The 24,349-nt window shown below is 55.0% G+C and carries 21 protein-coding genes; 11 read left to right on the top strand and 10 right to left on the bottom strand.

From position 1 onward, the window contains the following. The first annotated feature begins 1 nt into the window (after position 1). The 7 genes from E3E51_RS08565 to E3E51_RS08535 all read left to right on the top strand — a co-directional run bounded on the left by E3E51_RS08565 (position 2) and on the right by E3E51_RS08535 (position 8,378). The gene (locus tag E3E51_RS08565) at positions 2-967 is read left to right on the top strand and encodes an ABC transporter ATP-binding protein (protein ID WP_167912716.1); all 966 of its coding nucleotides are present in this window, start codon (positions 2-4) and stop codon (positions 965-967) included. Then, positions 964-1,926, top strand: coding sequence for an ABC transporter ATP-binding protein (locus E3E51_RS08560; protein WP_167912715.1), 963 nt, complete (start codon positions 964-966; stop codon positions 1,924-1,926). Before E3E51_RS08565 ends, E3E51_RS08560 begins: the two co-directional genes overlap by 4 nt. 1 nt (position 1,927) lies before the next feature. Further along, positions 1,928-2,908: a glucosamine-6-phosphate deaminase gene (glmD, locus tag E3E51_RS08555; RefSeq protein WP_167912714.1), complete on the top strand. Its 981-nt coding sequence runs from the start codon at positions 1,928-1,930 to the stop codon at positions 2,906-2,908. Positions 2,909-2,913: 5 nt separating this feature from the next. Next, positions 2,914-5,262 (top strand): exo-beta-D-glucosaminidase, encoded by a 2,349-nt coding sequence (gene glmA / locus E3E51_RS08550; protein WP_167912901.1) that lies wholly within the window; start codon positions 2,914-2,916, stop codon positions 5,260-5,262. Between the two features lie 335 nt (positions 5,263-5,597). Continuing rightward, positions 5,598-6,461, top strand: a complete 864-nt coding sequence (locus E3E51_RS08545) for a cation diffusion facilitator family transporter (protein WP_167912713.1) — start codon at positions 5,598-5,600, stop codon at positions 6,459-6,461. 56 nt (positions 6,462-6,517) lie between these two features. Then, positions 6,518-7,126, top strand: a complete 609-nt coding sequence (locus E3E51_RS08540) for an IS607 family transposase (protein WP_167912900.1) — start codon at positions 6,518-6,520, stop codon at positions 7,124-7,126. Next, a complete protein-coding gene (locus E3E51_RS08535; RefSeq protein ID WP_240924297.1) occupies positions 7,107-8,378 on the top strand; it encodes a transposase in 1,272 nt (423 codons plus the stop codon). Before E3E51_RS08540 ends, E3E51_RS08535 begins: the two co-directional genes overlap by 20 nt. On the opposite strand, the gene mfnA is transcribed toward E3E51_RS08535, so the two are convergent. From mfnA to E3E51_RS08520, 3 genes are read right to left on the bottom strand one after another with little or no spacing between them, the layout of a single operon-like run. Next, on the bottom strand, positions 8,294-9,442 hold the full coding sequence (gene mfnA / locus E3E51_RS08530) for a tyrosine decarboxylase MfnA (protein ID WP_167912712.1): 1,149 nt from the start codon (positions 9,440-9,442) through the stop codon (positions 8,294-8,296). The genes E3E51_RS08535 and mfnA overlap by 85 nt on opposite strands. Positions 9,443-9,479: 37 nt before the next feature. Continuing rightward, on the bottom strand, positions 9,480-10,655 hold the full coding sequence (locus tag E3E51_RS08525; protein ID WP_167912711.1) for a cation:proton antiporter: 1,176 nt from the start codon (positions 10,653-10,655) through the stop codon (positions 9,480-9,482). Between the two features lies 1 nt (position 10,656). Next, the gene (locus E3E51_RS08520) at positions 10,657-10,908 is read right to left on the bottom strand and encodes a DUF131 domain-containing protein (protein ID WP_167912710.1); all 252 of its coding nucleotides are present in this window, start codon (positions 10,906-10,908) and stop codon (positions 10,657-10,659) included. Positions 10,909-10,981: 73 nt separating this feature from the next. On the opposite strand from E3E51_RS08520, the gene E3E51_RS08515 reads away from it, so the two are divergent. Together E3E51_RS08515 and E3E51_RS08510 are read left to right on the top strand one after the other, a co-directional pair. Then, positions 10,982-11,680, top strand: a complete 699-nt coding sequence (locus E3E51_RS08515) for an HAD family hydrolase (RefSeq protein ID WP_167912709.1) — start codon at positions 10,982-10,984, stop codon at positions 11,678-11,680. Further along, positions 11,652-12,305, top strand: coding sequence for a diacylglycerol/polyprenol kinase family protein (locus E3E51_RS08510; RefSeq protein ID WP_167912708.1), 654 nt, complete (start codon positions 11,652-11,654; stop codon positions 12,303-12,305). Before E3E51_RS08515 ends, E3E51_RS08510 begins: the two co-directional genes overlap by 29 nt. Before the next feature lie 31 nt (positions 12,306-12,336). On the opposite strand, the gene E3E51_RS08505 is transcribed toward E3E51_RS08510, so the two are convergent. Then, complete coding sequence (locus E3E51_RS08505; protein ID WP_167912707.1) at positions 12,337-15,756, bottom strand: CARDB domain-containing protein; 3,420 nt, start codon at positions 15,754-15,756, stop codon at positions 12,337-12,339. A 127-nt stretch (positions 15,757-15,883) separates the two neighbouring features. Between E3E51_RS08505 and E3E51_RS08500 the strand changes: the two genes are divergently transcribed. Next, the gene (locus E3E51_RS08500) at positions 15,884-17,842 is read left to right on the top strand and encodes an alpha-amylase/4-alpha-glucanotransferase domain-containing protein (RefSeq protein ID WP_167912899.1); all 1,959 of its coding nucleotides are present in this window, start codon (positions 15,884-15,886) and stop codon (positions 17,840-17,842) included. Here the strand turns inward: E3E51_RS08500 and E3E51_RS08495 are convergent. Both E3E51_RS08495 and E3E51_RS08490 read right to left on the bottom strand, forming a co-directional pair. Then, entirely contained in the window at positions 17,829-20,150 is a 2,322-nt protein-coding gene (locus tag E3E51_RS08495) for a 6-pyruvoyl-tetrahydropterin synthase-related protein (protein ID WP_167912706.1), read from the bottom strand. The two genes, E3E51_RS08500 and E3E51_RS08495, sit on opposite strands and share 14 nt — an antisense overlap. Continuing rightward, positions 20,147-20,575, bottom strand: a complete 429-nt coding sequence (locus E3E51_RS08490; protein ID WP_167912705.1) for a hypothetical protein — start codon at positions 20,573-20,575, stop codon at positions 20,147-20,149. The genes E3E51_RS08495 and E3E51_RS08490 overlap by 4 nt, the downstream gene beginning before the upstream one ends. A 44-nt stretch (positions 20,576-20,619) precedes the next feature. Between E3E51_RS08490 and E3E51_RS08485 the strand changes: the two genes are divergently transcribed. Next, positions 20,620-21,960 carry a glycosyltransferase family 2 protein gene (locus E3E51_RS08485; RefSeq protein ID WP_167912704.1) on the top strand — a complete coding sequence of 447 codons (1,341 nt, stop codon included), beginning with the start codon at positions 20,620-20,622 and terminating at the stop codon, positions 21,958-21,960. Here E3E51_RS08485 and E3E51_RS08480 read toward each other — a convergent pair. Genes E3E51_RS08480 through E3E51_RS08465 form a run of 4 tightly spaced genes read right to left on the bottom strand, consistent with a single transcriptional unit; the run spans position 21,953 to position 24,179 of the window. Further along, positions 21,953-22,447 (bottom strand): hypothetical protein, encoded by a 495-nt coding sequence (locus tag E3E51_RS08480; RefSeq protein ID WP_167912703.1) that lies wholly within the window; start codon positions 22,445-22,447, stop codon positions 21,953-21,955. The genes E3E51_RS08485 and E3E51_RS08480 overlap by 8 nt on opposite strands. After that, positions 22,444-23,358 (bottom strand): TIGR00269 family protein, encoded by a 915-nt coding sequence (locus E3E51_RS08475; protein ID WP_167912898.1) that lies wholly within the window; start codon positions 23,356-23,358, stop codon positions 22,444-22,446. Before E3E51_RS08475 ends, E3E51_RS08480 begins: the two co-directional genes overlap by 4 nt. Before the next feature lie 22 nt (positions 23,359-23,380). After that, the gene (locus E3E51_RS08470) at positions 23,381-23,992 is read right to left on the bottom strand and encodes a DUF257 family protein (protein ID WP_167912702.1); all 612 of its coding nucleotides are present in this window, start codon (positions 23,990-23,992) and stop codon (positions 23,381-23,383) included. After that, positions 23,979-24,179, bottom strand: a complete 201-nt coding sequence (locus E3E51_RS08465; RefSeq protein WP_167912701.1) for a hypothetical protein — start codon at positions 24,177-24,179, stop codon at positions 23,979-23,981. Before E3E51_RS08465 ends, E3E51_RS08470 begins: the two co-directional genes overlap by 14 nt. Positions 24,180-24,349: the final 170 nt, after the last annotated feature.

The following is a 24,349-nucleotide window of genomic DNA, read 5'->3' as shown; positions in this document are numbered from 1 at the left end:
CATGCTCACCGTTGAGAACCTAAGAATTTACTACGCAACTCCCGTCGGCCACGTAAAGGCCGTTGACGGGGTTTCCTTTGAGGTCAAGGAGGGGGAAGTCTTCGGCATAGCCGGCGAGAGCGGCTGCGGAAAATCAACCCTCGTGCACTCCCTCATACTCAGGAAGCCGCCGATGGTTCACATGGGCGGAAAGGCGATCTTCAAAGGCAGGGATTTGATGAGGCTGAGCGAGGAAGAGGCCAGAAAAATACGCTACAGCGAACTCTCAATAATCCCCCAGTACGCGATGAACGCCCTCAACCCGACCAAGAAGATAAAGGACATAGTCTGGGACTTGGCCAGGGAGCACGGCCACTCGGACAGGGAGGAGGTCGAGAAGCTCCTCCGCGAGAGGCTGGCTATGGTGAAGCTCAGCCCCAAGGTTGCGGACATGTATCCAGTCGAGCTGAGCGGCGGAATGCGCCAGCGCGCCACCATGGTTGTCTCAACGCTCCTCAACCCCGACCTGCTCATCGCCGACGAGGTAACCTCGGCCCTCGACGTCACGACTCAGAGAGTAGTCATCGAGCTGCTCCACCACTTCATGGAGGAGGGCATAGTCAGGTCGATAATCTTCGTCACCCACGACCTGGCCATACTCGACAAGATAGCGGACAGGATAATGATCATGTACGCTGGCAAGGTCGTCGAAATCGGCCCCACGGATGAACTCATCAACGAGCCGAGCCACCCGTACACCCAGCTCCTCCTCAACTCCCTGCCGAGGATGGGGGTGCAGTACAGGAAGCAGAAGCTCAAGGGAATTCCCGGCTACCCGATAAGCCTCCTCAAACCGCCGAAGGGGTGCCGCTTCTACACCCGCTGTCCCTACGCCCTCGACAGGTGCCCGCACGTTGAGCCCAGCCTTGTGAAGATCGGTGAGAGCCACTACGCGGCATGCCATCTACTCGGGGGTGAGGAGCAATGAGCCTTCTCGAAGTCGAACACCTGACCAAGGTATTCACATCGGGCCTGATCGGCGGCTTTGAAATCCGGGCGGTTGACGGCGTCAGCTTCACCATCGGAAAGGGCGAGATAGTTTCCCTCGTCGGCGAGAGCGGGAGCGGAAAAACCACCGTCGGAAAGCTCATACTCCGGCTGATAAAGCCCACCTCCGGGAGGATACTCTTCGAGGGTCGTGACGTAACCGGGCTGAGCAAGAAGCAGCTGAGGAGGGAGTACTACAGGGACGTCCAGGCCGTTTTCCAGGATCCCTTCGCGAGCTTCAACCCGCTCCACCCGATAGACCGGGCCTTCGACCTCGTCTTCGACTCCTACCTCACGGACGTCAGCAGGGGCGAGCGCGACGACATGATCGACAAGGCGCTCATCCAGGTCGGCCTCAACCCCGACGAGGTGCGCGGCAAGTTCCCGCACCAGCTCAGCGGCGGACAGCTTCAGAGAATCCTCATTGCGAGGGCATTGCTGCTGAAGCCGAAGCTCCTAATAGCGGACGAGGCGGTTTCGATGCTCGACGCGTCGACCAGAATCGACATCCTCAACCTCCTCGGCGACTTCAGGGACAGGCACGACACCTCGGTTCTCTTCGTTACCCATGACCTGGCGCTCGGCTACTACATCAGCGACTCGACGATAATCATGTACCGCGGAACCATCGTCGAGATGGGCGACACGGAGAAGGTGTTTCACAATCCGCTCCACCCGTACACCAGGATGCTCCTGGAGAGCGTTCCCGATTTGAACGTCAAGTGGGAGTTCAGGGGAATCGAGCCCGAGAAGGAGGAGCGCGGCATCTACGAGATAGCCGGATGCCGCTACGCACCGAGGTGTCCGAAGGCCAAGGACGTCTGCTTCAAGGTTCGCCCCGAGCTCCGCGAGGTCGAGAAGAACCACTGGGTTGCCTGTCATCTCCACGGGGGTGAGTGAGATGCACTCGACGATTAGGGAGATTAGAAAGACCCCAGAGGGAATAAAGAAGGCTCAAAAGGCCTTTGAGGATTTCATAGCCAATCACGACTTCCGGTTACCGAGGGAGATAGTTTACACTGGCTGTGGCAGTTCACACTTCCTGTCGCAGCCGCTGGCCATGGCAACCACCCGCCTCGGGGGCAGGGGGTTCAGCGCCCCCTGCTCCGAACTTTTGTATTCGAGGGAGTGGTACCCAATAGGAAATCCCGAACTTCTCGTGGCCATCTCCCGCTCCGGCGAGACCACGGAGGCCATAAAGGCCCTCGATGCCCTGAACGTTCCCAGGTTCGCCCTTACGGCGTACGAAAGCACACTCTCAAGGGAAGCCGACCACGCCCTAATCGTTCCTGCCCACGAGGAGAGCGTCGTAATGACCCACTCCTTCACGGCCTTCTACTTCGCCTTCCTGCAGCTTCTCCTCCGTTCGTACGGGCGGGAAACCTACGACGCGGAACTCGTCTCGGAACTAACGAAAGAAGTCCTGCGGAGCGAGGACTACATCAGGGAAATCGTCAGCGGCTTCGACTTCAGGAACGTCATCTTCCTCGGCTCGGGAATCCTCCATCCGGTGGCACTTGAGGCGATGCTGAAGATGAAGGAGATGGCCCTCTTCTGGAGCGAGGCATACCAGACCTTCGAGGTCAGACACGGCTTCAAGTCCATAGCCGACGACGGAACGCTCGTCGTTCTCCTCGTGGACGAGCCCTTCGAGTGGCACGAAAAGCTCACGGAGGAGTTCCAAGACCAGGGTGCGAAGGTTCTCACCGTTGGAAGGCGCGATACGGGAGCCGATTACTTTATCGAGGTTCCGGGGCTGAGCCCGCCGGCCAACGTGGTTCTCTACCTGCCGGTTATCCAGCTCCTGGCCTACTACAAGGCCGTTGGGCGCGGACTCAACCCCGACAGGCCGAGGTTTCTGAGCAAGGTGGTGAAGTGGTGATGGTCATGAAGGTTGAGCACGACGGCAGGGTTTACGTTATCGACGGCGAGAGGGTTGTAATCTACGGCGGAACACTCCAGTTCTTCCGCATTCCGAGGAGGCACTGGCGCGACAGGCTGGAAAAAATGAGGAGGCACGGCCTCAACACGGTTGACACCTACGTCGCCTGGAACTGGCACGAGCCTGAAAATGGTGAGTTCGACTTCACTGGCGAGACGCACCCCCAGAGGGACCTGGTGGGCTTCCTTGAGCTGGTTCAGGAGATGGGGATGCACGCCATCGTCAGGCCCGGCCCCTACATCTGCGGTGAGTGGAGGAACGGCGGAATTCCGGAATGGCTAATCAACGGGCACCCGGAGATACTCGCCAGGGGGCCGGACGGCGCCCTGCCGCGGGACATCTACTACCCGCCGATTACATACCTCCACCCGACCTACCTGGAGGCCGTCTCCCGTTGGTACGAAGGGGTTCTTCCGATAATCCGGGACTACCTCCACACCAACGGGGGGCCGATAGTAAGCGTCTCCATAGACGACGAGCCGTCCTACTGGGAAACGATATTCCAGCCGTTCCTCACCGACTACAACGACGTCGTCGTTAAACCCGGCGGCCTCTGGGAGGAGTGGCTCAGGGAAAACTACACCCTCGACGAACTGGGCGAGCGCTACGGAAGGCCAATCGGGGACTACTCCGAGGTCTACGCGCCGGCGAGCGAAAACGAGCCTTTGCCGAAGCTCCTCGACTGGCACCGCTTCAAGATATGGATGACCAACCGCTACGTTGAGACCCTCTACGACCACCTCAAGCGCTACATCGACGTCCCGATAAGCATACTCGACCCCTACCTCCTCCTCGCGGCCTGGAAACACTTCTACCGCTACGTGAGTGAGAAGAACCTCGATATCCACCTCTGGACAGAGTTCTGGTACTCCTTCTACCGCTCCTTTGACTTCAAGGAGGACAGGCTCGGGCACATTTATTACAAAACCGGAATCTACCGCTTCTATCAGAGAAAACTCGGAACGCCGCCTCTGAGCATAGAGACTCAAGCCTCGCTGGCCCACACGATAGAGCCGGACGAGGCGGAGCTGCTCTACGCCCTCCTTCCGGCCCTCGGAATCCACAACATCAACTACTACCTCTACGCCGGCGGGGAGAATCCAGAAGGCTACGAGTCGCACAACGGAATAACCTGGGACGTTTACTCGCCGGTCGGTCTTGATGGAAGCGAGAGGCCGCACGTCGAGCCTATTAGGTGGCTCGGCGAATTTTTGAGTGGCAACCCAGGTTTCGTGGAAAGCCCGCTCAGGCCGAGGCTCGCCTTCGGAACCTACGAGCCCTACGAGCCCCTCTCGCTCTGGGGACTGAGGGATGGCCTTAAGGAGAGCGTCAACCTCAACGAGTACCTCTTCGGAGAGCGCGGGCTTTTGACGCTCCTGGCGATGAGCAACGCCCCCTTCGACGTCCTCGACCTTGAGGAGGCAAGCGTCGGAGAGATGTTGGCGTACGGCCAGCTCTGGGTCTACAGCCTCGACTTCATGTCCAGAGACGTTCAGGACAAGCTCGTGGAGTTCGTTGAGCGGGGCGGCAACCTCGTAATCCTCCCGATGCTCCCCTACCTGGACGAGAACATGAAGCCGTACTCCACCCTGGCAGACTACCTTGGCGTTGAGGTTGAGCCGGCGGAGGCGAGGGACAACGTCAGGCTCATCCCCTTCGTCAGCGTCTCCTCGGACGGGATTGACAGAATGATAACGAGAAATGTGGTCAGAGAAGTGCGGGGCGGAACGCCGGTAGTATTCGCCAGCGGCAAGCCTGTGGGGGCGCTCGTTCGGAAGGGAAGGGGAAGCGCGGTAGTTCTCGGCTTCAGGCTCCAGTACTTCGGCAGCCACCACGACCTCCACAGAAAGTTCGTTGATAAACTGCTGTCCCTCCAGGGGATTGAACGGGACTTCGAGGTCACGGACAGGGACATGATAGCGATTCCGCGCGGCAACTACCTTGTCCTCGCCAATCCGCGCGGCCACAGGGTATTCGGGAAGGTTCGGTACGGGGGGACTGAGGTTCCAAAGCTCATGGACGGGATAGAGATGAGGAAGCGCGGCGTTCTCTTCCTGCCCTTTGAGGTCAGGTACGGCGACGTCGAGGTCGTTTACTCCACCGCGACCGTCCTCTGCAGGGATGGCGACGTGCTCCACCTCCGCAACCATCTCTCGAACCTCAGTGAGGTGGCGCTGAGGAACGTTGAAGACGTCAGGGTCGTCGGCGGTAAAATCGTGGACGAGTCCCTCTCGGACGGGGTTCTTACCATTGTGATCGAACACGAGCCCGGGGACTTTGAGCTGGAGTTCTGACTCCACTGCCTCCTTCACTTATTTTTGGGCAACCGTTTTAAGCCCTCATGAGAACCCCGGAACGCGATGATGAGTGATGGGCGAACCGATCGATGAGGACGGAAAGGTGATCGCTGAGCAAACCCTTTTAAGGCCCATCCTCAACCTTTTCCCGGGATGATGATTTCAGCCTTGTCTGAGGCTCGTGATGATGGAGTGACGGACTGACCGTGATGCTCCGTTCTGCTTTTTTCGATTAGCCTAACAAAATTGGAAAACCTAATAAAGTTTGGTTCCGAGGGCGGTATGGAAAGGTTTAAATATTTTGTGCATATGCACAAAATTGTGGTGATACCGTGGAGGAGATTTACAGGCCCATATGGGTCAGCATCGTTGGCAACGTCCTCCTATCCGTTTTCAAACTAATCGTGGGTTTTCTGTATTCAAGCATAGCCCTCATATCCGATGGCGTTCATTCCCTGAGCGATGTCATCACGAGCGTCGTAGGCTACGCTGGAATAAAAATCTCCTCGAAGCCGCCCGATAAAAGCCACCCCTTCGGCCACTCACGATTCGAGCCCCTGGTGGCGTTCCTGATAGGTGAGGCCCTTCTCGTCGTCGCGTACGAGATTGGAAGGGACTCCGTTGGGAGGCTCGTTCGTGGGGAGGTCGTTGAGGTAAATGGGATAATGCTCGGCGTAACGATACTTTCAATCCTCGCGAAGGAATTGATGTTCCGCTACTCCGTCCACGTCGGCAGGAAGCTGAACAGCCAGATACTCGTTGCTGATGCATACCACCACAGGAGCGATGCTCTGAGCAGCGTAGCTGTCCTAATCGGCCTCGGTGCCCAGAAACTCGGCTTTCAGTACGGTGACGCGCTCGCGGGTCTAGTCGTCGCGGTCTTCCTCGTGAAGGTTTCGCTTGAGATAATCCTTGAGAACATTGGGTATCTGACGGGACAGGCCCCGCCCTTCGAGATATGTGAGGAGATAAAGAAACGCGCGCTGGGCGTTCCCAACGTTCTCGGCGTTCACGACCTCCGCGCTCACTACGTCGGAAACAGACTCCACGTCGAGCTACATATAGAGGTTCCCCCCGAACTGACGCTGAAAGAAGCCCACGACATCAGCGAGGAGGTGAAGAAGCGCATAGAGGAAATCCCCGATGTGGAGGTTGCCTTCGTTCACGTGGACATAAAGGGGCTGTTTCATAGATAATAACAAGTGAAACTTTTAAGTATTTTTGGCACGAATTCTTTTTGGGTGCGAGAGCGGTGAAGCTTTATCGAAGTGGTGAAGTCGCAAAGAAACTTGGAGTTTCTAAGATGACAGTCCTCCGCTGGATTAAATCAGGCAAACTCAAAGCCCACAGAATCGGCAAAGAATACCGAGTTCCAGAAAGTGAAATTAAGAGAATTCTTGAGGGCAAAATCCCCGATAAAGTCGTCATTTACGCAAGAGTTTCAAGCAGAGACCAGAAGGAAGACTTAGAAAGACAAATCGAATACCTCAAGAATTACTCCTCATCCAGAGGTTATCAAGTGGCTAAAATCATTACGGACATTTCTTCCGGATTGAACGAGAACAGGAAGGGATTAAAACAGCTCTTCAAACTCGTCGAAAGCGGAGAAGTTACTAAAGTCATCATAACTTACCGGGACAGGCTCACCCGCTTCGGCTTCAAATACCTCGAACAATACTTTAACTCTCACGGCGTTGAGATTGAAGTAATCTTCGACGATGAGGAGAAAACACCAGAAAAAGAACTTGTTGAGGACTTATTAGCCATCGTAACATCCTTCGCTGGAAAGCTTTACGGGGCTCGTTCTCATAAGAAAAAACGCCTCGTCGAGGCGGTAAAGAATGCCCTCAGAGACAATTAAACTCACGGCAAAATTCAAACTCAAGAAAACGCCAGAAGGATTAGATGTCCTCTTCAAAACTTACCGGGAAATCGTGAACTTTCTCATCACTTACGCTTTCGAAAACAACGTTACCAGCTTTTACCGGCTGAAAAAGGAAACTTACAAGAGCCTCCGGAAAGAGTATCCAGAACTACCGAGTCACTACCTTTACACGGGTTGTCAAATGGCGACTGCAATCTTCAAAAGCTTTAGAAAGCGGAGAAAGAAGGGAAAGGCCAAGGGAAAGCCGGCATTCAAAAAAGAAGTCATAATGCTCGACGACCACCTGTTCAAACTCGACTTGGAGAAGGGAACAGTAAAACTCTCCACTCCCAGGGGACGAATCCAGTTAGAGTTTTACCCGGCCAAATACCACGAGAAGTTCAAGGGCTGGAAGGTTGGCCAAGCGTGGTTAGTGAGAACGCCGAAAGGGACATTTCTAAACGTCGTCTTCTCTAAAGACGTTGAGGTTAAAGAGCCGAAAGCCTTTGTCGGCGTGGACTTGAACGAGAACAACGTTACCCTTTCCCTTCCAAACGGGGAATTCGTTCAAATCACCACCCACGAGCGGGAGATTAGGACTGGTTATTTCGTGAAAAGGAGAAAAATCCAACAGAAAATTAGGGCTGGAAGAAAGAGAAAAGAACTCCTTGAAAAATACGGGCGGAGGGAGAAGAACAGGCTTAACGACTTGTATCATAAGCTCGCCAACAAAATCGTCGAGTTGGCGGAAAAATATGGTGGGATTGCTTTAGAGGATTTAACGAAAATCAGAGAGTCAATCAGGTATTCCGCCGAGATAAATGGAAGACTCCACAGGTGGAGTTTTCGGAAGCTTCAAAGCATTATCGAATACAAGGCGAAATTAAAGGGTGTTAGGGTTGTTTTCGTGAATCCTGCTCATACTTCCTCCCTGTGCCCGGTGTGTGGGGGTAAGTTAAGCCCGAATGGGGGCAGGATTGTGAAGTGTTTGAATTGTGGGTTTGAGGCTGATAGAGACGTTATCGGCTCTTGGAATGTTCGTTTGAGAGCCTTGAAGATGTGGGGAGTCACCGTTCCCCCCGAAAGCCTTCTAATGAGCGGAGGAGGAAGGTTATCCGCTACTTTTGGAACTTGCGAACCAATCGTAGCGGATAACCAGAACGGTTACGGAATAACTTCCCTCAAATCCCTCAAAAACTCTTCCAAGTGCTCTCTCCTCACGTGGGGCATCATGACGATTCTGATGTAGCCCCTGTGGGCGCTTATGCCCCAGCCGCGCCTCTTCAGCTCCTCCTCCACTTCCTCAAGGTTCTCGGTTCCGAAGGACACTATGTTGAGAACCGGCTCCCTGATCAGATAAACGCCCGGTATTTTCTTGAGCTCCCCGGCAAACCACCGGCTCAGCTCCATGGCTTTTCTCACTACCTCCATGTAACCCTCGAAGCCGAGGTGCTTGATCATCGCCCACACCGCTAAAGCGCTCGCGCCTGGACGGGTCCCTGTTATCGTGGCCTGCCACACCTTTCCACCGGCAAGATACGGCGCCGGAACGCTTATCGCCTCCAGAAATCTCTTCTCCCTGAAGATTATTCCCCCCGCTGGAATCGGAACCATGCCCATCTTGTGAGGGTCTATCGTTACGCTCTTCACGCCCTTGAGCCTGAAGTCGAAGTCCGGAATCTCGTAGCCTAAAGCTTTTGCGAAGGGTATCACGAAGCCCCCGAAGGCGGCATCCACGTGGAGGGGAAGGCCGTAGTCCAGGGCCAGGTCGCTCAGGGCAGGGATGTCGTCAACGACTCCCAAACCGGTGGTTCCGGCTATTCCGACTATCCCAATCGTGTCCTCGGTAATCTTCTCCTCGACGTCCCTAACGTTGACCGAGTAGTCTTTATTCAGCTCCGCCCAGACGAGCTTAACGCCGAGCATCTCGCTCGCCTTCAGGAAAGAGAAGTGAGCGCTCTCGGGCAGAATGAGCTCCGGTTTCTCAACGCCCGCTAGGTTCCGGAAGGCCCTGACCGCTAAGATGTTCGCCTCGGTTCCGCCGGAAACTATGTGCCCGTAGCCCCTCTCAAGGCCGAGGAGGTTCGAGAGCATTTCTATGGCCTCTTCCTCGATCCTCTGGCTCCCGACGTGCAATCCAGGGTCGCCCAGGTTTCTGTCAATGTAGCGGCGGACGACTTTGAGGGCGAAGGGATGCGGGTACGTGCACATCGAACCGAGTATCCTCCCCGAATCGAAGGTAAGGTCGGGCGACGTTTTTTCCTCAAGCTCCTCCAGAACCTCTTCCTCGCTCGCGCCTCTCCTCGGGAACATCCTCTCACCAGCCTGGCACTAGTCGTCCGGTATGAATTTAAGCTTTTGCCCTTTTGATGTAGGTCTTAAAGAACAGCGGTGTCGTCAGTGCAGTCAGCATCGAGACCACTATGACGCTGGCGAACAGGACCTGGTCTATCAGCCCGGTGGTGAGGCCGAAGGTGAGTATGGCCAGCTCCAGGCTTCCCCTTCCGCCCATTCCAATGCCCACTAGGATTGACTCCCTCCAGCCGAGGCCGAAGAGCCTGCTCCCCAGGCCGCAGCCGATGAGCTTCCCTAGGACGGCAGCGAGGTAGAGGGCCGCTATGAGGGCCAGGCTTATGCTCGCCGTTGGCGGATTGAACATCAGGCCGACGTAGATGAAGAACAGCGGTATGAAGAACTCGGTGAGCACCACCTGGAGGTCTTCGATCAGCTCGTTCAGCTTTATCCTCGTGACCACGAGCGGGTCCTTTCTCTCGCGGAGCCTGCTTATCGTAAGCCCCGCCAGATATGCGCCGATTATCTGGTTCAGGCCGGCCTTCTCCGCTATTATCGCCAGCGCAAAGGTGAGGATGAGTGTGAAGGTGAAGAAGACGTTCAGGTTCCGGACGATCGAGTAGAACCACTTCGCCCTCTTGAAGACGTACTCCGAGATGAGGAGCGTCGCTCCGATGAAGGCGAATATCTTGACGGTCAGGATTCCGAAGGATAGGGCATCCAGGCTCCCGCCGGCCATCGCGGTTATGATGCCTATCAGGTAGACTGCCATTATGTCGTCGGCGAACGCCGCACCCATGAGGATCGACGAGACCTCCCTCTTAACGCGCTCCTTAACGAGGATTCCGCTCGTGACCTCTATCGCGGTGTTTCCGAGGGTTATTCCCACGAAGATGGCGGCGGTGGTTCCCTTGCCGAAGTACTCGACTGTTAGGAACCCCAGGATGAACGAGGCGGCAACCCCCAGGCTGGCCACGACGATGGCCTTCTTGGTGTTCTGCGCTATCGCCGAGAAGTTGCTGGTGAGCCCCATGTAGAGCATCATCATTATGAGCCCGAACCTCGCAAGGACGCCCAGCTCCTCGCTCGGCTCTATGATGCCCAGGATGAAGGGGCCGAGGAGTATTCCCGTCAGCACGTGGGCTATTATCGGGTGTATCTCGGCCTTCTCGAAGAGCCACTCGATGCTCTTCGCAACCACGAGGAGAATTGCCAGGGCCAGCAGGAAGTCCACGTCATCCCCTCCTCATGAGTAGAGCACCTATCACCCAGAGCGCCATGAGGATTATCGCCAGTACTATGGCTATTCCCGCGGCGCTTCTGCTCGTTCCGAAGACTATCGGTATCGGTCCTATCATTATGACCCCGCCGCCCTCCACCTCGCCCCCGCCGCCGAGGGCCGAGATGGCCGTTCCAATAAAGACTAGCAAGAATCCGAGCATTATCATTCCCATGCCCGTCATTATGAGCAGGCTTCCCTTGTCCATACGTTGGAGACTTTCCCCTCATCTTTTAAAACTTAACCCAAAGGATTTAAACCCGGGGGAGGGATTCTCTAATATGCTCGTGCTCGTTGACCTCGACGATACCTTGTGCAACACGTGGGAGGCCGGGAAGTACACGATAATCCGCCTTATTCCCTTTCTGCTGAAACGGAGGAAGTTTAAGGCTTTCTTCTACATACTCACCGCCAGGTACCGTGAGCTGGAGCAGTCGCGGGAAATCCACATGATGGACCTGGACAAAATCGTGGAGAACCTCCTGGAGAAGGTCTACGCCAGGGTTCCTCCGGAGGAGCTTGAGGAGATGCAGGAACTCATAGACAGGGTGTTCTTCTCCAACCTCCGGCTCTTCCCGGATGCGGTGCCTTTCCTTGAGGCGCTGAAACGCATGGGTGCCAAGGTGGTCCTGGTGACGGACTCCTCGACTCGGTGGCAGAGGAAGAAGCTCGAATACCTTGGCATAAAGGACTACTTCGACGCCCTCATAATAAGCGGCGAGACCGGGCACAGCAAGCTCGATCCCCACAACTTCCGCCTGGCCAGGCGGCTCTTTCCGCACGAGGACGAGGTTTACATGGTCGGGGACAGGGACGATACAGACATGAGGGGCGGGAAGGAGGTAGGTGCGACCACGATACTCGTTGGCAGGGGATACTTCAAGGGGAGGCGCCCCAGGCACGCGGACTACGTGGTGAGGAACCTTATGGAGGCGCTGGAGGTGATAAGGAATGAGCATGAAAAGCGAGCTGAAGCGTAAGTCCCTCCACCTCACCGGGCTGCTGGTTCCGGCCTTTTATCTCCTCTTCGGGCGGGATCTCACGCTCACGTTCGTTGGCCTGGCGTTCTTCATCTTCGTTGTGCTGGAGCCCTTCAGGATAATCGAGGAGCTGAGGGACAACATAAAGAGGAGGCTCAAGATATACGTGGACAACGACGTCATGGAGCGCGTGGAGGTTCTTGAGAAGCAGATCGACGAGATAACCCGGAGCCACGAGCGCTATCGCGTGGCGGCGCACATATACTTTGCAGCGGCGGCCTTCATAGTGGTATACTTTTTCCCGGGGGAGATAGCCATCGGCGCCATCACCGTCGCCACGGTTGGGGATGCCCTCGCTGCTATAATCGGGAAATCCCTGGGCAGGCACCGCTTCAGCAACGGAAAGAGCCTTGAGGGGAGTCTCGCCTACTTCCTCTCCGGCGTGCTGATTCTGTGCCCCCTGGTCGGCCCCTTCTTGGCTGTTATCGGTTCGTTAATCGGGGCCCTTGTTGAGCTCTACGGTCTGCCCCCTGGTGGAAACCCCGCCAATCAGCTGGACGATAACTTCTCCAACCAGCTTGCGATAGCGATAGCACTGTACCTTGCGGGCTTTATTTCCCTCTGAGGAAAAAATGCAAGAATACAGAAAAAGATGGTCACTCAATCGTGACCACGGCAAACTCCGAGAACGTGTCCGCGTCTCCCCATTCATCGCCCGGCGCGTTGTCCTTAACGGCATCCTGGAGCGGCAGTACGTCAACGGCCGAGTCCCCGCCGCCCTGTCCGGTCACGTAGGCAACGATTCTCAGCTTCTCGGGCTCTCCCCCGATGGCCGTCCACGGAATCGCTATCTCCAGGGTCTGGAGTCCGTTCTCGGCGCCGCCGGTGTAGGCGTAGAACCCTACCCACTTGAGGTCTTCGTACTTCCAGGCGGTGCCGTTCCAGAGTGCGAGCTGGGCGCTGGTTATGTTGCCGGTTCCCTTGTCGCCGAAGAACTCCCCGTTCCAGAAGAAGTAGAGCTGGGCGTCAACTCCGCCGGTAAAGCTCACCTTCCTGCCCCAGGCATCGGTTCCGGTCGTGTATCCACCGTCCCGGTAGTCCAGTGCTATGCCGTAGGAGACCCTCCATGATGCCTTGTTCTCGGTGGTGAGGGCTATGTACAGGAACCGGTCGTCGTAGTCAACGTAGAGTGCCTTAAGGTTGGCGCCGTTCTGACCGAAGCCTGTATCGTCAGCGGCAAGCGGCTCCACGCCCCAGTCGTTGAGGTTGCCGTCTATGTCCTTGGTGAGGTTCTTGGCGAGTTCCTCCATGTATTTCTCGCGCGCGTATTCGCCCTCCTGGGCCTTTCTGAGGATCTCCTCCATCTCTCCGACGATTTTCTTGAGGCCGGTGTATGCGCGGTATATCTTAAGGGCACCCGCAAACTCTGCATCCCTGTTCATTAGTTCCCTTCCACCGTTGTACATCTTTAGTAAATCCGCGACTTTATTCTGGAGCTCGCTGAGTCTCTTCGTAACGTCTTCGGGTAGCGACATGTTGCCGAGTTCTGCCGCTATCTCCGTGTATCTGCTGTAATCTTCCTCAAAGTGATACGGACCGTAGTACTTTCCAATGGAGATTATTGTTGAGTGCAGTTTCTCTATCCTTTCCCGTTCCCTCACCTCCTTCATTGAGAGAACGTCTGCACTTTCCACTATGGAGTTGAACTTGATGGTAATGTACACGTCCGGGACGTTGTCGATCAGTTCATCGGCCGTGTTCTCGGTGCTTATGGTATCAACGATGTCGCTTATACCGTCATTGTGCATTGGGTCGCCGAAGTTCCAGACGCCCTCCCCGTAGCTGAATCCCGTGGCAACCTGGAATCTAAATGTCCGGGCGTCCCCGAAGACTTCCAGCGGAATCCCGACTTCAACTGTATTCTTGGATAGATCAACCCCTATTATGGAGTCTTCCACGGGTACGATTTCTCCGTTCGCGTTAACGAAGTACAGGAGCGATTTGAGGCCGCTCCCTCCGGGTGCAACGGCATGGGTTTGTCCCGTGTGCTGGTCACTGCACAGGTTTATCACCATCTGGAGGTTCCAGCTGATAACGGTCTTCGTGTCCATCTGGCCAGCGAACCAGTCCGCTCCATCATCTTTGTAGTCTATCGGAACCGCTATGAACGTCGCTCCGTTGTCCCCGATTTTTATGTTGCTCATGTTCCTGAACTTGAACAGGAAGTAAATGTACCTGTCGTCTTTGGTAACGCCAACTTCAGTTAGGTCTGCGTGTGAGGACCTCTTGCCCGGCAGATATTGATCCTTGTCGGTTCTTTGATCTCCCGAGGCATCATTCCAGATGAAGACTCCATCCTGGACTGTGTACGAGTTGGGTGCGAGACTTACCTCGGGCCAGTCGGTGGGGTCTCCGTCGACGTCGATGTCCCCAACCCACATCACGTTGACTCCCATCTCAAAGGCATTGTTGTCCTCGTTGGCTTCTTTTATGAGGTTGTCCTCGTCCACGGTTGCCTTTAGAATGTACCGTCCGGTTTCGTTTGGCTTCCATACGAATGTCAGTTCTCGCTCCTCTCCGGCGCTGAGGCTAATCGTCCAATTGGAGAGGGGTGTATCGTTGAGATACACCTTGACCTCGACACCGGATGCCGGAAGGGAACCGAGGTTTTTCACTGTGACGTTGTATATGGCCGTTCTGTTGAGACCGACGACACTGGGGCCGGTTACGCTGATGGTAAGCTCGGGCACCGGAATGAACATCTCAAACCCGGACATCTCGGTGATGACGTCGGTGTCGCCCCATTCGTCTGCGTTGTCCGCGGCGGCGCCTTCCTGCGGGAGTACGTCAACGGCGGAGCCGCTTTCACCGGTTACCCATGCGGCGACCGCGAATTTGCGGGGCATTCCTCCGATGGCTGACCACGGTATCGCGACTTCGAGGGTTTTAAGGCCCGTTGAACTGTCCCCGGTGTAGCCGTACTTCCCGCCCATATCGGTCAGGTCCGGCCAGTTCCAGCCTCCGTTGTATGAATTGAGCTGCGCGGTGGTTATTGATGCTTTGCCGTCGTTCCACCAGAAGTAAACTTCGTAGTCCAGCGCGTATCCATTGGAGAACTCTATGCTCCGTCTCCATGCGTCCCCTCCTGCCGTGTAGCCGTTTCCAGTCCCGGGGTCGATGTCGATTCCGAAACCGTACGCCATTCCTCCGTTCTTAGTGTTGTTGGTCTCGATGGCAAGGTAGAGGTACTGGTCATCCCAGGAGACGTAGAACCTGCTGAGGTTGCCCATGTCAGTGCCTGTACCGGTTGTATCCTCTGCCGCCAGTTCGTTCTCGCTCCAGTCGCTCAGGTTTCCGTCTATTGTCTTGGGGGCGACGTAAACAACCGCCATGCTGGTAAATGTGTCCGTGTCGCCCCACTCGTTTCCAATGTTGGCGTAGTCTATGGCCTGATCAGCTGGTAGGCTGTCCACTGCAGAGCCGCCGCTCCCGGTAATCCATGCCATTACGGCTATCCTGTCGGGTTTCCCTCCGAGGGCGCTCCAGGGAATCTTTATCTCAATCGTTTGGAGGCCAGTGGTGGTATCCCCTGTGTAGGCAAAGCTCCCGCCAACGCTGGAGATGCCGTTGTTATCCCAGCCGCTGCCGGCCCAGGTGTTGAAGTTGCCGGCTCCCATTCCGCTGGCCTTGCTCCACCAGAAGTAAATCTCGTAGTCGGGGGCAAAGCCACCTGAGAATTCGACGCTTCTTCCCCAAGAGTCTCCGCCAGAGGTATAGCCGCTACCGGTTCCGGGGTCGATATCGATTCCTATTCCATAGGCAACGTCCCAGCTTTGGGTGTTGTTTGTTTTTATCGCGATATACAGATACTGTTCGTCCCAGGAAACGTACAGTCTGTCGAGGTTGGCTCCATCCAGTCCGCTATTCTGTCCGGTCGCTATCAGGTCTGAGGCCTTCCAGTCGTTTAAACTCCCGTCTATAATCTTGGTCCCATACATGGCACTGGCGAACTTTCCGAGGGGCACTAAACTGAACAAAAAAACAGCCATCAGTATAAGGGATACCGTTTTTTTCACACTAAACACCCCCGGTGATGTACATTCCCCATGGGTGTACTGTAATCACCGATAGTGAATACTTGGAGAAAAAGGTTTATATGCTTTTCTTTCCATATCACCGTTAGTGATAACAGAGGTGGTTGCCATGGTGAACTTCATATTCGGGATCCATAACCATCAGCCGCTTGGTAACTTTGGTTGGGTTCTGGAGGATGCCTACGAGCGCTCCTACAGGCCGTTCATGGAGATACTTGAGGACTACCCGAACATGAAGGTCGCGGTTCACATAAGCGGTCCCCTCCTTGAGTGGCTGGAGGAAAACCGGCCGGAGTACGTTAACCTCCTCCGCTCCCTCGTCAGGAGGGGACAGCTTGAGATAGTCGTCGCCGGCTTTTACGAACCTGTTCTGGCGGCGATTCCGAAGGAGGACAGGATAGAGCAGATAAAGCTCCTCAAAAACTTCGCCAGAAAGCTCGGCTACGATGCCCGGGGCGTCTGGCTGACCGAACGCGTGTGGCAGCCGGAGCTCGTAAAGAGTCTCCGCCAGGCGGGTATAGAGTACGTCATCGTTGACGATTACCACTTCATGAGCGCCGGCCTGAACAAGGAGGACCTCTTCTGGCCGTACTACACTGAGGACGGTGGGGAGGTTATAGCCGTCTTCCCGATAGACGAGAAGCTGCGCTACCTCATACCCTTCCGTCCGGTTGAGAAAACGATAGAGTACCTCCATTCCCTCGACGACGGTGATGAGAGCAAGGTCGCCGTTTTCCACGACGACGGCGAGAAGTTTGGCGTCTGGCCTGGAACCTACGAATGGGTATACAAAAAAGGCTGGCTCAGGGAGTTCTTCGACAGGATTTCAAGCGATGAGGGAATAAACCTCACCCTTTACTCGGAGTACCTTTCGAGGTTCAAGCCAAGGGGCATAGTGTACCTTCCGATAGCTTCATACTTCGAGATGAGCGAATGGTCCCTGCCCGCGGAGCAGGCGAAGCTCTTCGTCGAGTTCGTGGAGACGCTGAAGCAGCACGGGAAGTTTGAGAGGTACCGCGTTTTCGTCCGCGGCGGCATCTGGAAGAACTTCTTCCTCAAGTACCCGGAGAGCAACTACATGCACAAGAGGATGCTAATGGTGAGCAAGCTGGTGAGGGAAAACCCCGAGGCCAGGCACTTCCTCCTCAAGGCCCAGTGCAACGACGCCTACTGGCACGGTGTCTTCGGCGGCGTCTACCTCCCCCACCTCAGAAGGGCGGTCTGGGAGAACCTCATACGTGCGAACGGCTACGTGAAGATTGGAACCTTCGTTAGGGACATAGACTTCGACGGACGGGACGAGGTCTTTCTGGAGAACGAAAGCTTCTACGCGGTGTTTAAACCTTCCTACGGCGGGGCGCTTTTCGAACTCAGCTCAAAGAACAGGGCGGTCAACTACAACGACGTTCTCGCGAGGCGGTGGGAGCACTACCACGAGGTTCCTGAGGCGGCCACTCCTGAGGAGGGCGGAGATGAGGGCGTTGCGAGCATACACGAACTGGGTAAACAGATTCCCGAGGAGATAAGGCGCGAACTGGCCTACGATGGCCATCTGAGGGCCATCCTCCAGGACCATTTCCTCGACCCCGAGACTGCCCTGGACGAGTACCGCCTTGCGAGGTACCTGGAGCTCGGCGACTTCGTGAAGGGGGCCTATGACTACAGCATCTTCGATGGGGGCGTCACCCTGTGGCGCGATGGAAGGGTTTCCGGAAGGCCGACCAGGGTTGAGAAGTCTTTCCTGCTGGAGGAGGGCGGATTCAGGGTCGATTACACTGTGAAGAGTGATGCCAGGGCACTGTTCGGCGTTGAACTGAACCTGGCCGTCCACAGCGTCATGGAAGAGCCGGGGGAGTTCGAGGCTGAAAGCTTTGAGGTGAACGACCCCTACGGCATCGGAAAGGTGGAGATAGAGCTTGACAGGAAGGCAAAGGTCTGGAAGTACCCGATAAAGACCCTCAGCCAGAGCGAGGCCGGCTGGGACTTCATCCAGCAGGGTGTCAGCTATACCCTGCTGTTCCCCCTGGACGGGGAGCTGAGGTTCAGGATTAGGTTTAGGGAGCTTTAGGTTCCCCCAATTTTTTTGATTGGGAGGTCTGGGATGTTAAATTCGCCTCCCGAACAATTTCAACACGTTTTTTCCTATCGGATAGCGTTTTGAATCCAAGATACACAAGAAGGAGTACCCATCCGAGCGCCGAATATCTTCGCAGGGGTGCAAAGGGGTCCACGAACCTCCCCCGAAGCACCCCACTGTGAGTTATGGGCACCAAGGTTAGACCGGTTCTGTCGTTCCTCACCGGAAGTATTTCATCGTTGTCTATTTTTATATGCCAATGAGGATAGTACGCCTCGGAGATTTCCAGCACTGCGGGGGTATCCGCACTTACATACAGCGTGTATTCCCCATCCGCCCTATCCAGAACGGAGTACGTGATGTTTCTATCTTTTTTCGCGAGGTTTAGTATTAAATCCAGTTCATAGCTGGAGTTCCAGTACAGGGCATGGAAGAGGAGGTTTCCCCCGACTAGGTACACCCTCCCCTTACCCACGCTGATCCATCCCAGCAGCGTGCGGTTCCCCGAGCCTATAATGGTGCTCACGTTATCGAAGAGGGGACCGTACCACGGCATGCCTTGGTAGGTAAAGGGAGAGAATAACGAGATGTTGTATTCCTCTGAGTTAAGTCTTGAGCCGTTTATTATTTCCATGGTGGCGTTAATTCCGAAGAGCTCTCCGCTCCCTTCAGGTATCCACACAAGGGTGCCTCCGTCCCGTACAAATCTCCACAGCACCTCTTTCTCCTGTTCCGTGGGCTGGCCCGCGTAAATCACGCCGATGGCCGTTGGTGGGAACATTTTTACATTGACTGCATTTTTAACGTACGCGTAGTCCCTCGGCATCTCGTAGAACTTTCCCGCAAGCACAATCCGTACCGGCCTTGCGAAGCTCACGTTTGAGGAATAAACAACGCAGTTTCCAATCTCCGTCGTTCTGTGATAGCCTGCGGGTGCGAAATTGGTGCAGCTTATGAAGAATCTTATGGAGTATGCCCTGAGGTAAGGGGTGACGTTCTTCCCAGTCTCGGACAGGTACCACAGTCTCCACTCTCCATCCCCGGCGGGGTTGCCCTCATGGTACCGCCCATTCATCGTGAGCTTTGAACATAATGCCGGCAGATAGCTGTAGTAGGATGTTCCAGTTGGGGGATAGACCACGAACCTCCACTCATTGCCGGGGAATCCCCCAAGGAAGTCTCCCAGCTCTTTGATGTTTTCGGGGTATTCATGTATTCCGTTGAATGAGATAATGGCGGGTGTGAGCAGGATGAGGATCAGGCTGAGACCGGTGAAAGCTTTTCGGTTGAGATTGAGGTCTGATAAAGATTCCGCCGCCATGAGGGGAACGATCATGCAGACCATGTCCATCCATCTGTACGGGGGTATCATGGAAAGGATTGGAAGTGAGTGTATCCATGGGGTGGGGGAGTAGTATCCCATTGCCAGGTACGTGTAAACTGAAACCAGGAGTATTTTCACGGGGTCAACTCGCCGTCTGAGTACTCCGACCGCTAGGACTATTCCGGTTGCTATCAGAATGGAACAACCCACCGGCTCCTTGAATAAACTGGGGGAAATGCTGTATCCCGCGAACAACCATTTATTTTGGTAGATGTTCCAGAAGTGGGTCCAGTTCCTCTCGAACATGAATGGGAGGTACCAAAAGGCGGTGAGTGTTACGACCGCACCCCCCACCTTGAAAAAATTTCCCAGCGCGTTGATGTTATTTACCTTCTTACGGAGGAGTATCAGTGACGTGATGGTAAGCGGAACGAGTATTGAGTGATGGGTGAGTGAAACCACCGATATTGCCACTGCCGAGGCCAAGATGTACCTTTCCCTGTGTTCACTCATCCAAAAGATGGCCAGGAAAAACAGGGGCATGAGGTTTATTGAGTTCGCCCTCGGGAAGTTTCCCTCAATATAAGCTACACCCAGGCGCCACGGAAACAGGAGAAACAGAATCGGGGCGATGTACCTTTCCTTTCTCGTTGTTTCCAGGTAAAGATACATCGAAAACGCCCCAATGAATGATGTTATGGCAAGCGTTGCGGCGTACCCCCGCACATCGCTCCCGAGGAGCCTTCCGAGAAACGCTGCGGCAATATAAGAGGCCGGGGGATAAAACCTGAGGAATGGAAAACCCGCGTACCAGTCTTCAATCCAGGGTTCCCATCCGCTTTCCATGAGTTTATGAATCTTAAACAGGTGTCCAAGCCCGTCGCCCTGAAGGTCAGGGGGACTTGGAGCCAGGAATAGGGGCAGGAACTCAAGTACTGAAATTACGAGGAGGATCGCCACGTATATCCTTCTCATTTCGCTCCCCTTAGAATGCTTATCAGCTCAGCTATCCCCGGAACTGTTGCCGAGAAAACCCCATTCGTCCCGTCCCAGCCGATCCAGAGCCCCTCCCCTGCGCGGGAGAGTTTTATCTCTCCCCCTGGAACCCAGATAAACGCGTCTCCGTCGATTCTCATCCCCGGGACGATCCCCACCACGAGCGCTTTTCCAAGGTACTCGGTTAGGGACAGCATCCTCGTTAGGATTTCGGTGAATGCCTGCGCCTCGAACCAGATTACAACCTCTCCAGTGGTGTGGTCGTGAACCACCCTGCATCGATGTCCGTGGAGATTGAATTCTGCGGAATACCTTTCGGTGCTCTCAATCTCCACCCCTCCCCTTCCGAACTCCTTCGCGAACTTGCTGGGATGGGATGCCCCGATGATTTTTATTCCCGCCATTTCAACCGGCGGGTATTTATACCAAATCCCCTAAAACTCTTATGATGAAGCCCTCGCTGAAATTCCAGTCCGTGCTGTACCTGTACGCCCTCATGGTTATTGGATTGTCGTTGATAGTCCCCGCACAGTACATACTTGAGGCCATTCTCCTGTTCCTGTTCCTCATGGTATCATCGGGAGTTTTTTTCTACACCCTTCTCCTGGTTTCAACACGTCGTGAATATCCCTACAGTCCGAGGGAGGTTCCCAGGGGTTTCTTCGAGCCCGTTGTGTACGTGCTGATACCCGCCCACAATGAGGAGAGCGTCATTGAAAAAACTGCGGTAACGGTTCTTAACCAGGATTACTTCAACTTGAGGATTTTCCTGATAAACGACAACTCCACCGATGGAACGCTGGAGGTCATGAGGAAAATTGAGTCGTCCAACCCCGACAGGGTCGTGGTTATAAACGTTCCCCCACACAGGGGACGGAGCAAACCCCACGCCCTCAACTACACCCTGGAGGTTATAGAGAAGGCCTTTAACCGACCAGATTACATTTTCATCCTTGACGCGGACTACCTGATAGCCCCCAACACGATCAGACGGCTCGTTGGGATAATGGAGGGGGCCCCGAACTACATAATAGGGGTACAGGCCAACGTCAGACCTAGGAACTGGAATCGAAACTTTGTAACTCGCTTCATAACCCTAGAACGGCTCGTGGGTTTTAACGTTGCCATCGAGGGTGACCTCAAGCTCAGCGAGAATGGAAAGTACGGGGGAACCGTTGCCCTGCTCAGGTTCTCCCACCTCCTCCGCCTGGGCAAGTTTCGCGGGGATTCTGTGACGGAGGATACCGACCTCTGGGCAAGGGCTCTCATAGAGGGCTACCGCTTCTGGTACTGCCATTCGGTTGTCGGTTGGGAAGAGGCCGTTGAGACACTCAGGGACTACATCAAACAGCGCTCTCGCTGGGCTCAAGGCCACCTCCAGGTGATGCTTGATTACTACTGGCCCGTCCTGAGGAGCTGTTCCGGCATAACCGAAGCCTTCATAGAGCACTTCTACATGATGAGCTACCTCGTGCCTGTGTTCTGGTTTCTGTCCGTTCTCATCAACGGCTATCTCCTCTTATCCGGGGGAGTCCCCCTTCTGATTGCCAGACCGCGGCTCTTTCTGGCGGTTTCAGTGATAGCCTTTCTGGCCTTCTGGTTCTCCGTAGCCTACTCCAACTGGGTTGAGAGGAGCAGAACCGGCTTTGGGGTTCAGTGGTGGTTCGTTCTGGCGTATCCCCTCTACTTCATGATTTTCGTGGTTGCGGGTGTCGTTTACACCCTCCGGGGACTCATAAGGCTGCTCGTTGGAAAGTTCCACTGGGAGAAAACGAGGCGCTTCACTTGAACGGATCCTTGAGTGCGAGCCTGTCGAGTTCCCCGTTTATCGTCTCGTGGTATAGAACGGACGCCGCCTTGAGGTTCTCCACAGCCCCCTGAAGGGAGTGCTCAAAGACCCCCTTAAGGATTAGGGCGAGCGCTACGGGCGCATAGCCGCCCTTTAACAGATCAGCAACGATAAAAATGAGCCCTGTTAGAATGTGCAGAACAGCGTATCCCCCTAGGGGAGGGGAGTACCTGCTGAAGAAGCGCCAGTATACGGAAAAGCGGGTTTTTCTTATCTCATCGTGTAGCTCGGAGTACATCATGCCCGACGTGGTGAAAAACGCCGCCGCCGTCAGGTACGTTATGGCCGGGGCAGGCAGTCCTCTCAATGCGTACACGAACATCATGGAAAACGAAATCAGTGCTCCGGCCCAAAGAAATGCAATATACGCCCTCATAAATCTGAGAAACCTTCTTCTGAGCTTTGGAAACGTCACAACGACCCTCATCTGTTCACCTTGAACTCTATCGGTTCCTCCCTGCGCCAGAACCTGCAGAAGGAGCAGACCTCGCCGCTCGATGGCATTCCGCATATCCTGCACTCCCTCAGCTCCGTTTCCTGGAGCTCGGCTTCGAAGAGCTTCTTTTTGCGAAGGTAGCCTTTGACGAAGTTGATTTTAGTTCCCGGCCTCTTCTCCTCCATCTCGTTGAGTATCCCCTTGTACTCGATGGTTGGCGCCCCGATCGCGTGGGGGCATTCCTCGATGTGATACTCTATGCCGTTCGCCAGGGCGTAGGCGACGACCTCCCTCTCGGTCAGCTCGTAGAGCGGCTTTATCTTCTTCACGAGCTTTCCGTTGAACTGTGCCGGAGTTACCGGCCCCTGTTTGGCGAGGTACTGTGTGTTCCAGTTCATCAGGTTGGCAAAGATGAAGCTCGCCTCGTCGTCGAGGTTGTGCCCTGTGGCGACGGCATCGAAGCCGTTGTCGTAGGCGAACTTGTTGAAGATGTAGCGCTTGGTCAGCCCGCAGTAGGAGCAGGTCGGTCTTCTCGTCCTCACCTCCCCGATGCTCCTTCCGAGTAGCTCTTTGACGCGGACGATGTGTAGCGGAACTCCCAAAGCTTCGCACTGCCTCTTGGCGTACTCCTCGCTCTTCTCGGAGTACTCGCCGATGCCCAGGTTGATGTGGAGGCATTCGATGTCGTAGCCGAGCTTCTTGAGGACGTGGGCGGTGACGGCCGAGTCCTTCCCCCCGCTCACGACGACCAGAATCCTCTCGCCGGGCCTTATGAGCTTGTAGCGCTCTATGGTCCGCTTTACCTTTCTCTCGAAGTACTCGGTGAAGTGCTCCGGGCAGAGGTAGGTTCTCGGATAGTGGAGCTTGATGAAGGCCGGCCTCTCGCAGAACTTGCATCTCATCGGCATATTTTTCTTCACCCTGTCACAGTTCGAGTGTCCGTCCCTCCTCCTCAACTTGGGGGGATTTTAGCAGGAGGACTCTCCCATCGTCGTGGATTCTGATGACCCTTATAAATGATTCCTCCAGTATGGCCACATACCGCCTGTCCGCCAAGTCGAGGTTGACGAAGTAGAACGTCTTGCGGATTTGGTTTCCAAGGAAGGCATAGCCCAGGTTGGCCAGGGTGAGGATAAACCTCGGGTTGTTGCTGTGGAGCGGAATCATCTTCTCGGGGTTCATGAGGATAGAGACCGTCTTGGGATTCTTCTGATAGTACTCCCTGACGTTGGCCGAGAGACGGTTGAGGAATATTCCCGGATCCTTGTGGGGGTCGACTTCAAAAACCACTTCCCCCCAGCCGGAGTTTCCGCCCACTTTGATTCTCCGTATATTCTCTGGTATCCGGATGCCCGACAGCCGTAGCCATCTGAGAACGGGCATGATGGAGTCGAGAACGTCAACGATTAGTATTCTTTCCCATCCGTACGTCTCTCCGATAGTGTGGAAAATCAGAGGATAGGAGGATAACGACGTGTGTTCTACGAGGACATTCTCCCCCCATTCAACACGGTTGAGATATTCAGCAAGCCTCATTCCCCGCAGCCCCCGGACATTTTTTGAGCTTTAAATCATCCCCCACAACCTCTATCACGTAGTCCGAGTCCTCCTCCAGACCCTTTGTGAGGTACGCGGATGCCATATCAACGTTCAGGAACATGAAGCTCATTTTACCCCTGATGTCGAGGTACTTTCTGGTTATCGTTTCGAAGTACCTCTCCACCTTCGATGGATCCTCAAGGAACGTGAAGGTGAACTTCTCTATTCAAGTACCACCGTGTGATTTCTACTTCCCTTCGGGACCTTTCGCGCGATTCTGGCGTAGAGTGCCAGATGATACTCGAAGTCTTCCACAACGTCAATCTTCCCCAGAACGTTGCCAACGTCCACCAG

The organism is Thermococcus sp. 21S7, assembly GCF_012027615.1.
Taxonomy (GTDB): domain Archaea; phylum Methanobacteriota_B; class Thermococci; order Thermococcales; family Thermococcaceae; genus Thermococcus.
Note: the sequence above shows the minus strand (reverse complement) of the source record. Positions and strands in the feature narration are given on the sequence as shown.

Coding starts and splice junctions, on each gene's coding strand:
- E3E51_RS08565 (WP_167912716.1), top strand. CDS start 2: ATGCTCACCGTTGAGAACCTAAGAATTTACTACGCAACTCCCGTCGGC.
- E3E51_RS08560 (WP_167912715.1), top strand. CDS start 964: ATGAGCCTTCTCGAAGTCGAACACCTGACCAAGGTATTCACATCGGGC.
- glmD (WP_167912714.1), top strand. CDS start 1,928: ATGCACTCGACGATTAGGGAGATTAGAAAGACCCCAGAGGGAATAAAG.
- glmA (WP_167912901.1), top strand. CDS start 2,914: ATGAAGGTTGAGCACGACGGCAGGGTTTACGTTATCGACGGCGAGAGG.
- E3E51_RS08535 (WP_240924297.1), top strand. CDS start 7,107: ATGCCCTCAGAGACAATTAAACTCACGGCAAAATTCAAACTCAAGAAA.
- mfnA (WP_167912712.1), bottom strand. CDS start 9,442: ATGTTCCCGAGGAGAGGCGCGAGCGAGGAAGAGGTTCTGGAGGAGCTT.
- E3E51_RS08520 (WP_167912710.1), bottom strand. CDS start 10,908: ATGGACAAGGGAAGCCTGCTCATAATGACGGGCATGGGAATGATAATG.
- E3E51_RS08515 (WP_167912709.1), top strand. CDS start 10,982: ATGCTCGTGCTCGTTGACCTCGACGATACCTTGTGCAACACGTGGGAG.
- E3E51_RS08510 (WP_167912708.1), top strand. CDS start 11,652: ATGAGCATGAAAAGCGAGCTGAAGCGTAAGTCCCTCCACCTCACCGGG.
- E3E51_RS08500 (WP_167912899.1), top strand. CDS start 15,884: ATGGTGAACTTCATATTCGGGATCCATAACCATCAGCCGCTTGGTAAC.
- E3E51_RS08495 (WP_167912706.1), bottom strand. CDS start 20,150: ATGAGAAGGATATACGTGGCGATCCTCCTCGTAATTTCAGTACTTGAG.
- E3E51_RS08490 (WP_167912705.1), bottom strand. CDS start 20,575: ATGGCGGGAATAAAAATCATCGGGGCATCCCATCCCAGCAAGTTCGCG.
- E3E51_RS08485 (WP_167912704.1), top strand. CDS start 20,620: ATGAAGCCCTCGCTGAAATTCCAGTCCGTGCTGTACCTGTACGCCCTC.
- E3E51_RS08480 (WP_167912703.1), bottom strand. CDS start 22,447: ATGAGGGTCGTTGTGACGTTTCCAAAGCTCAGAAGAAGGTTTCTCAGA.
- E3E51_RS08475 (WP_167912898.1), bottom strand. CDS start 23,358: ATGAGATGCAAGTTCTGCGAGAGGCCGGCCTTCATCAAGCTCCACTAT.
- E3E51_RS08470 (WP_167912702.1), bottom strand. CDS start 23,992: ATGAGGCTTGCTGAATATCTCAACCGTGTTGAATGGGGGGAGAATGTC.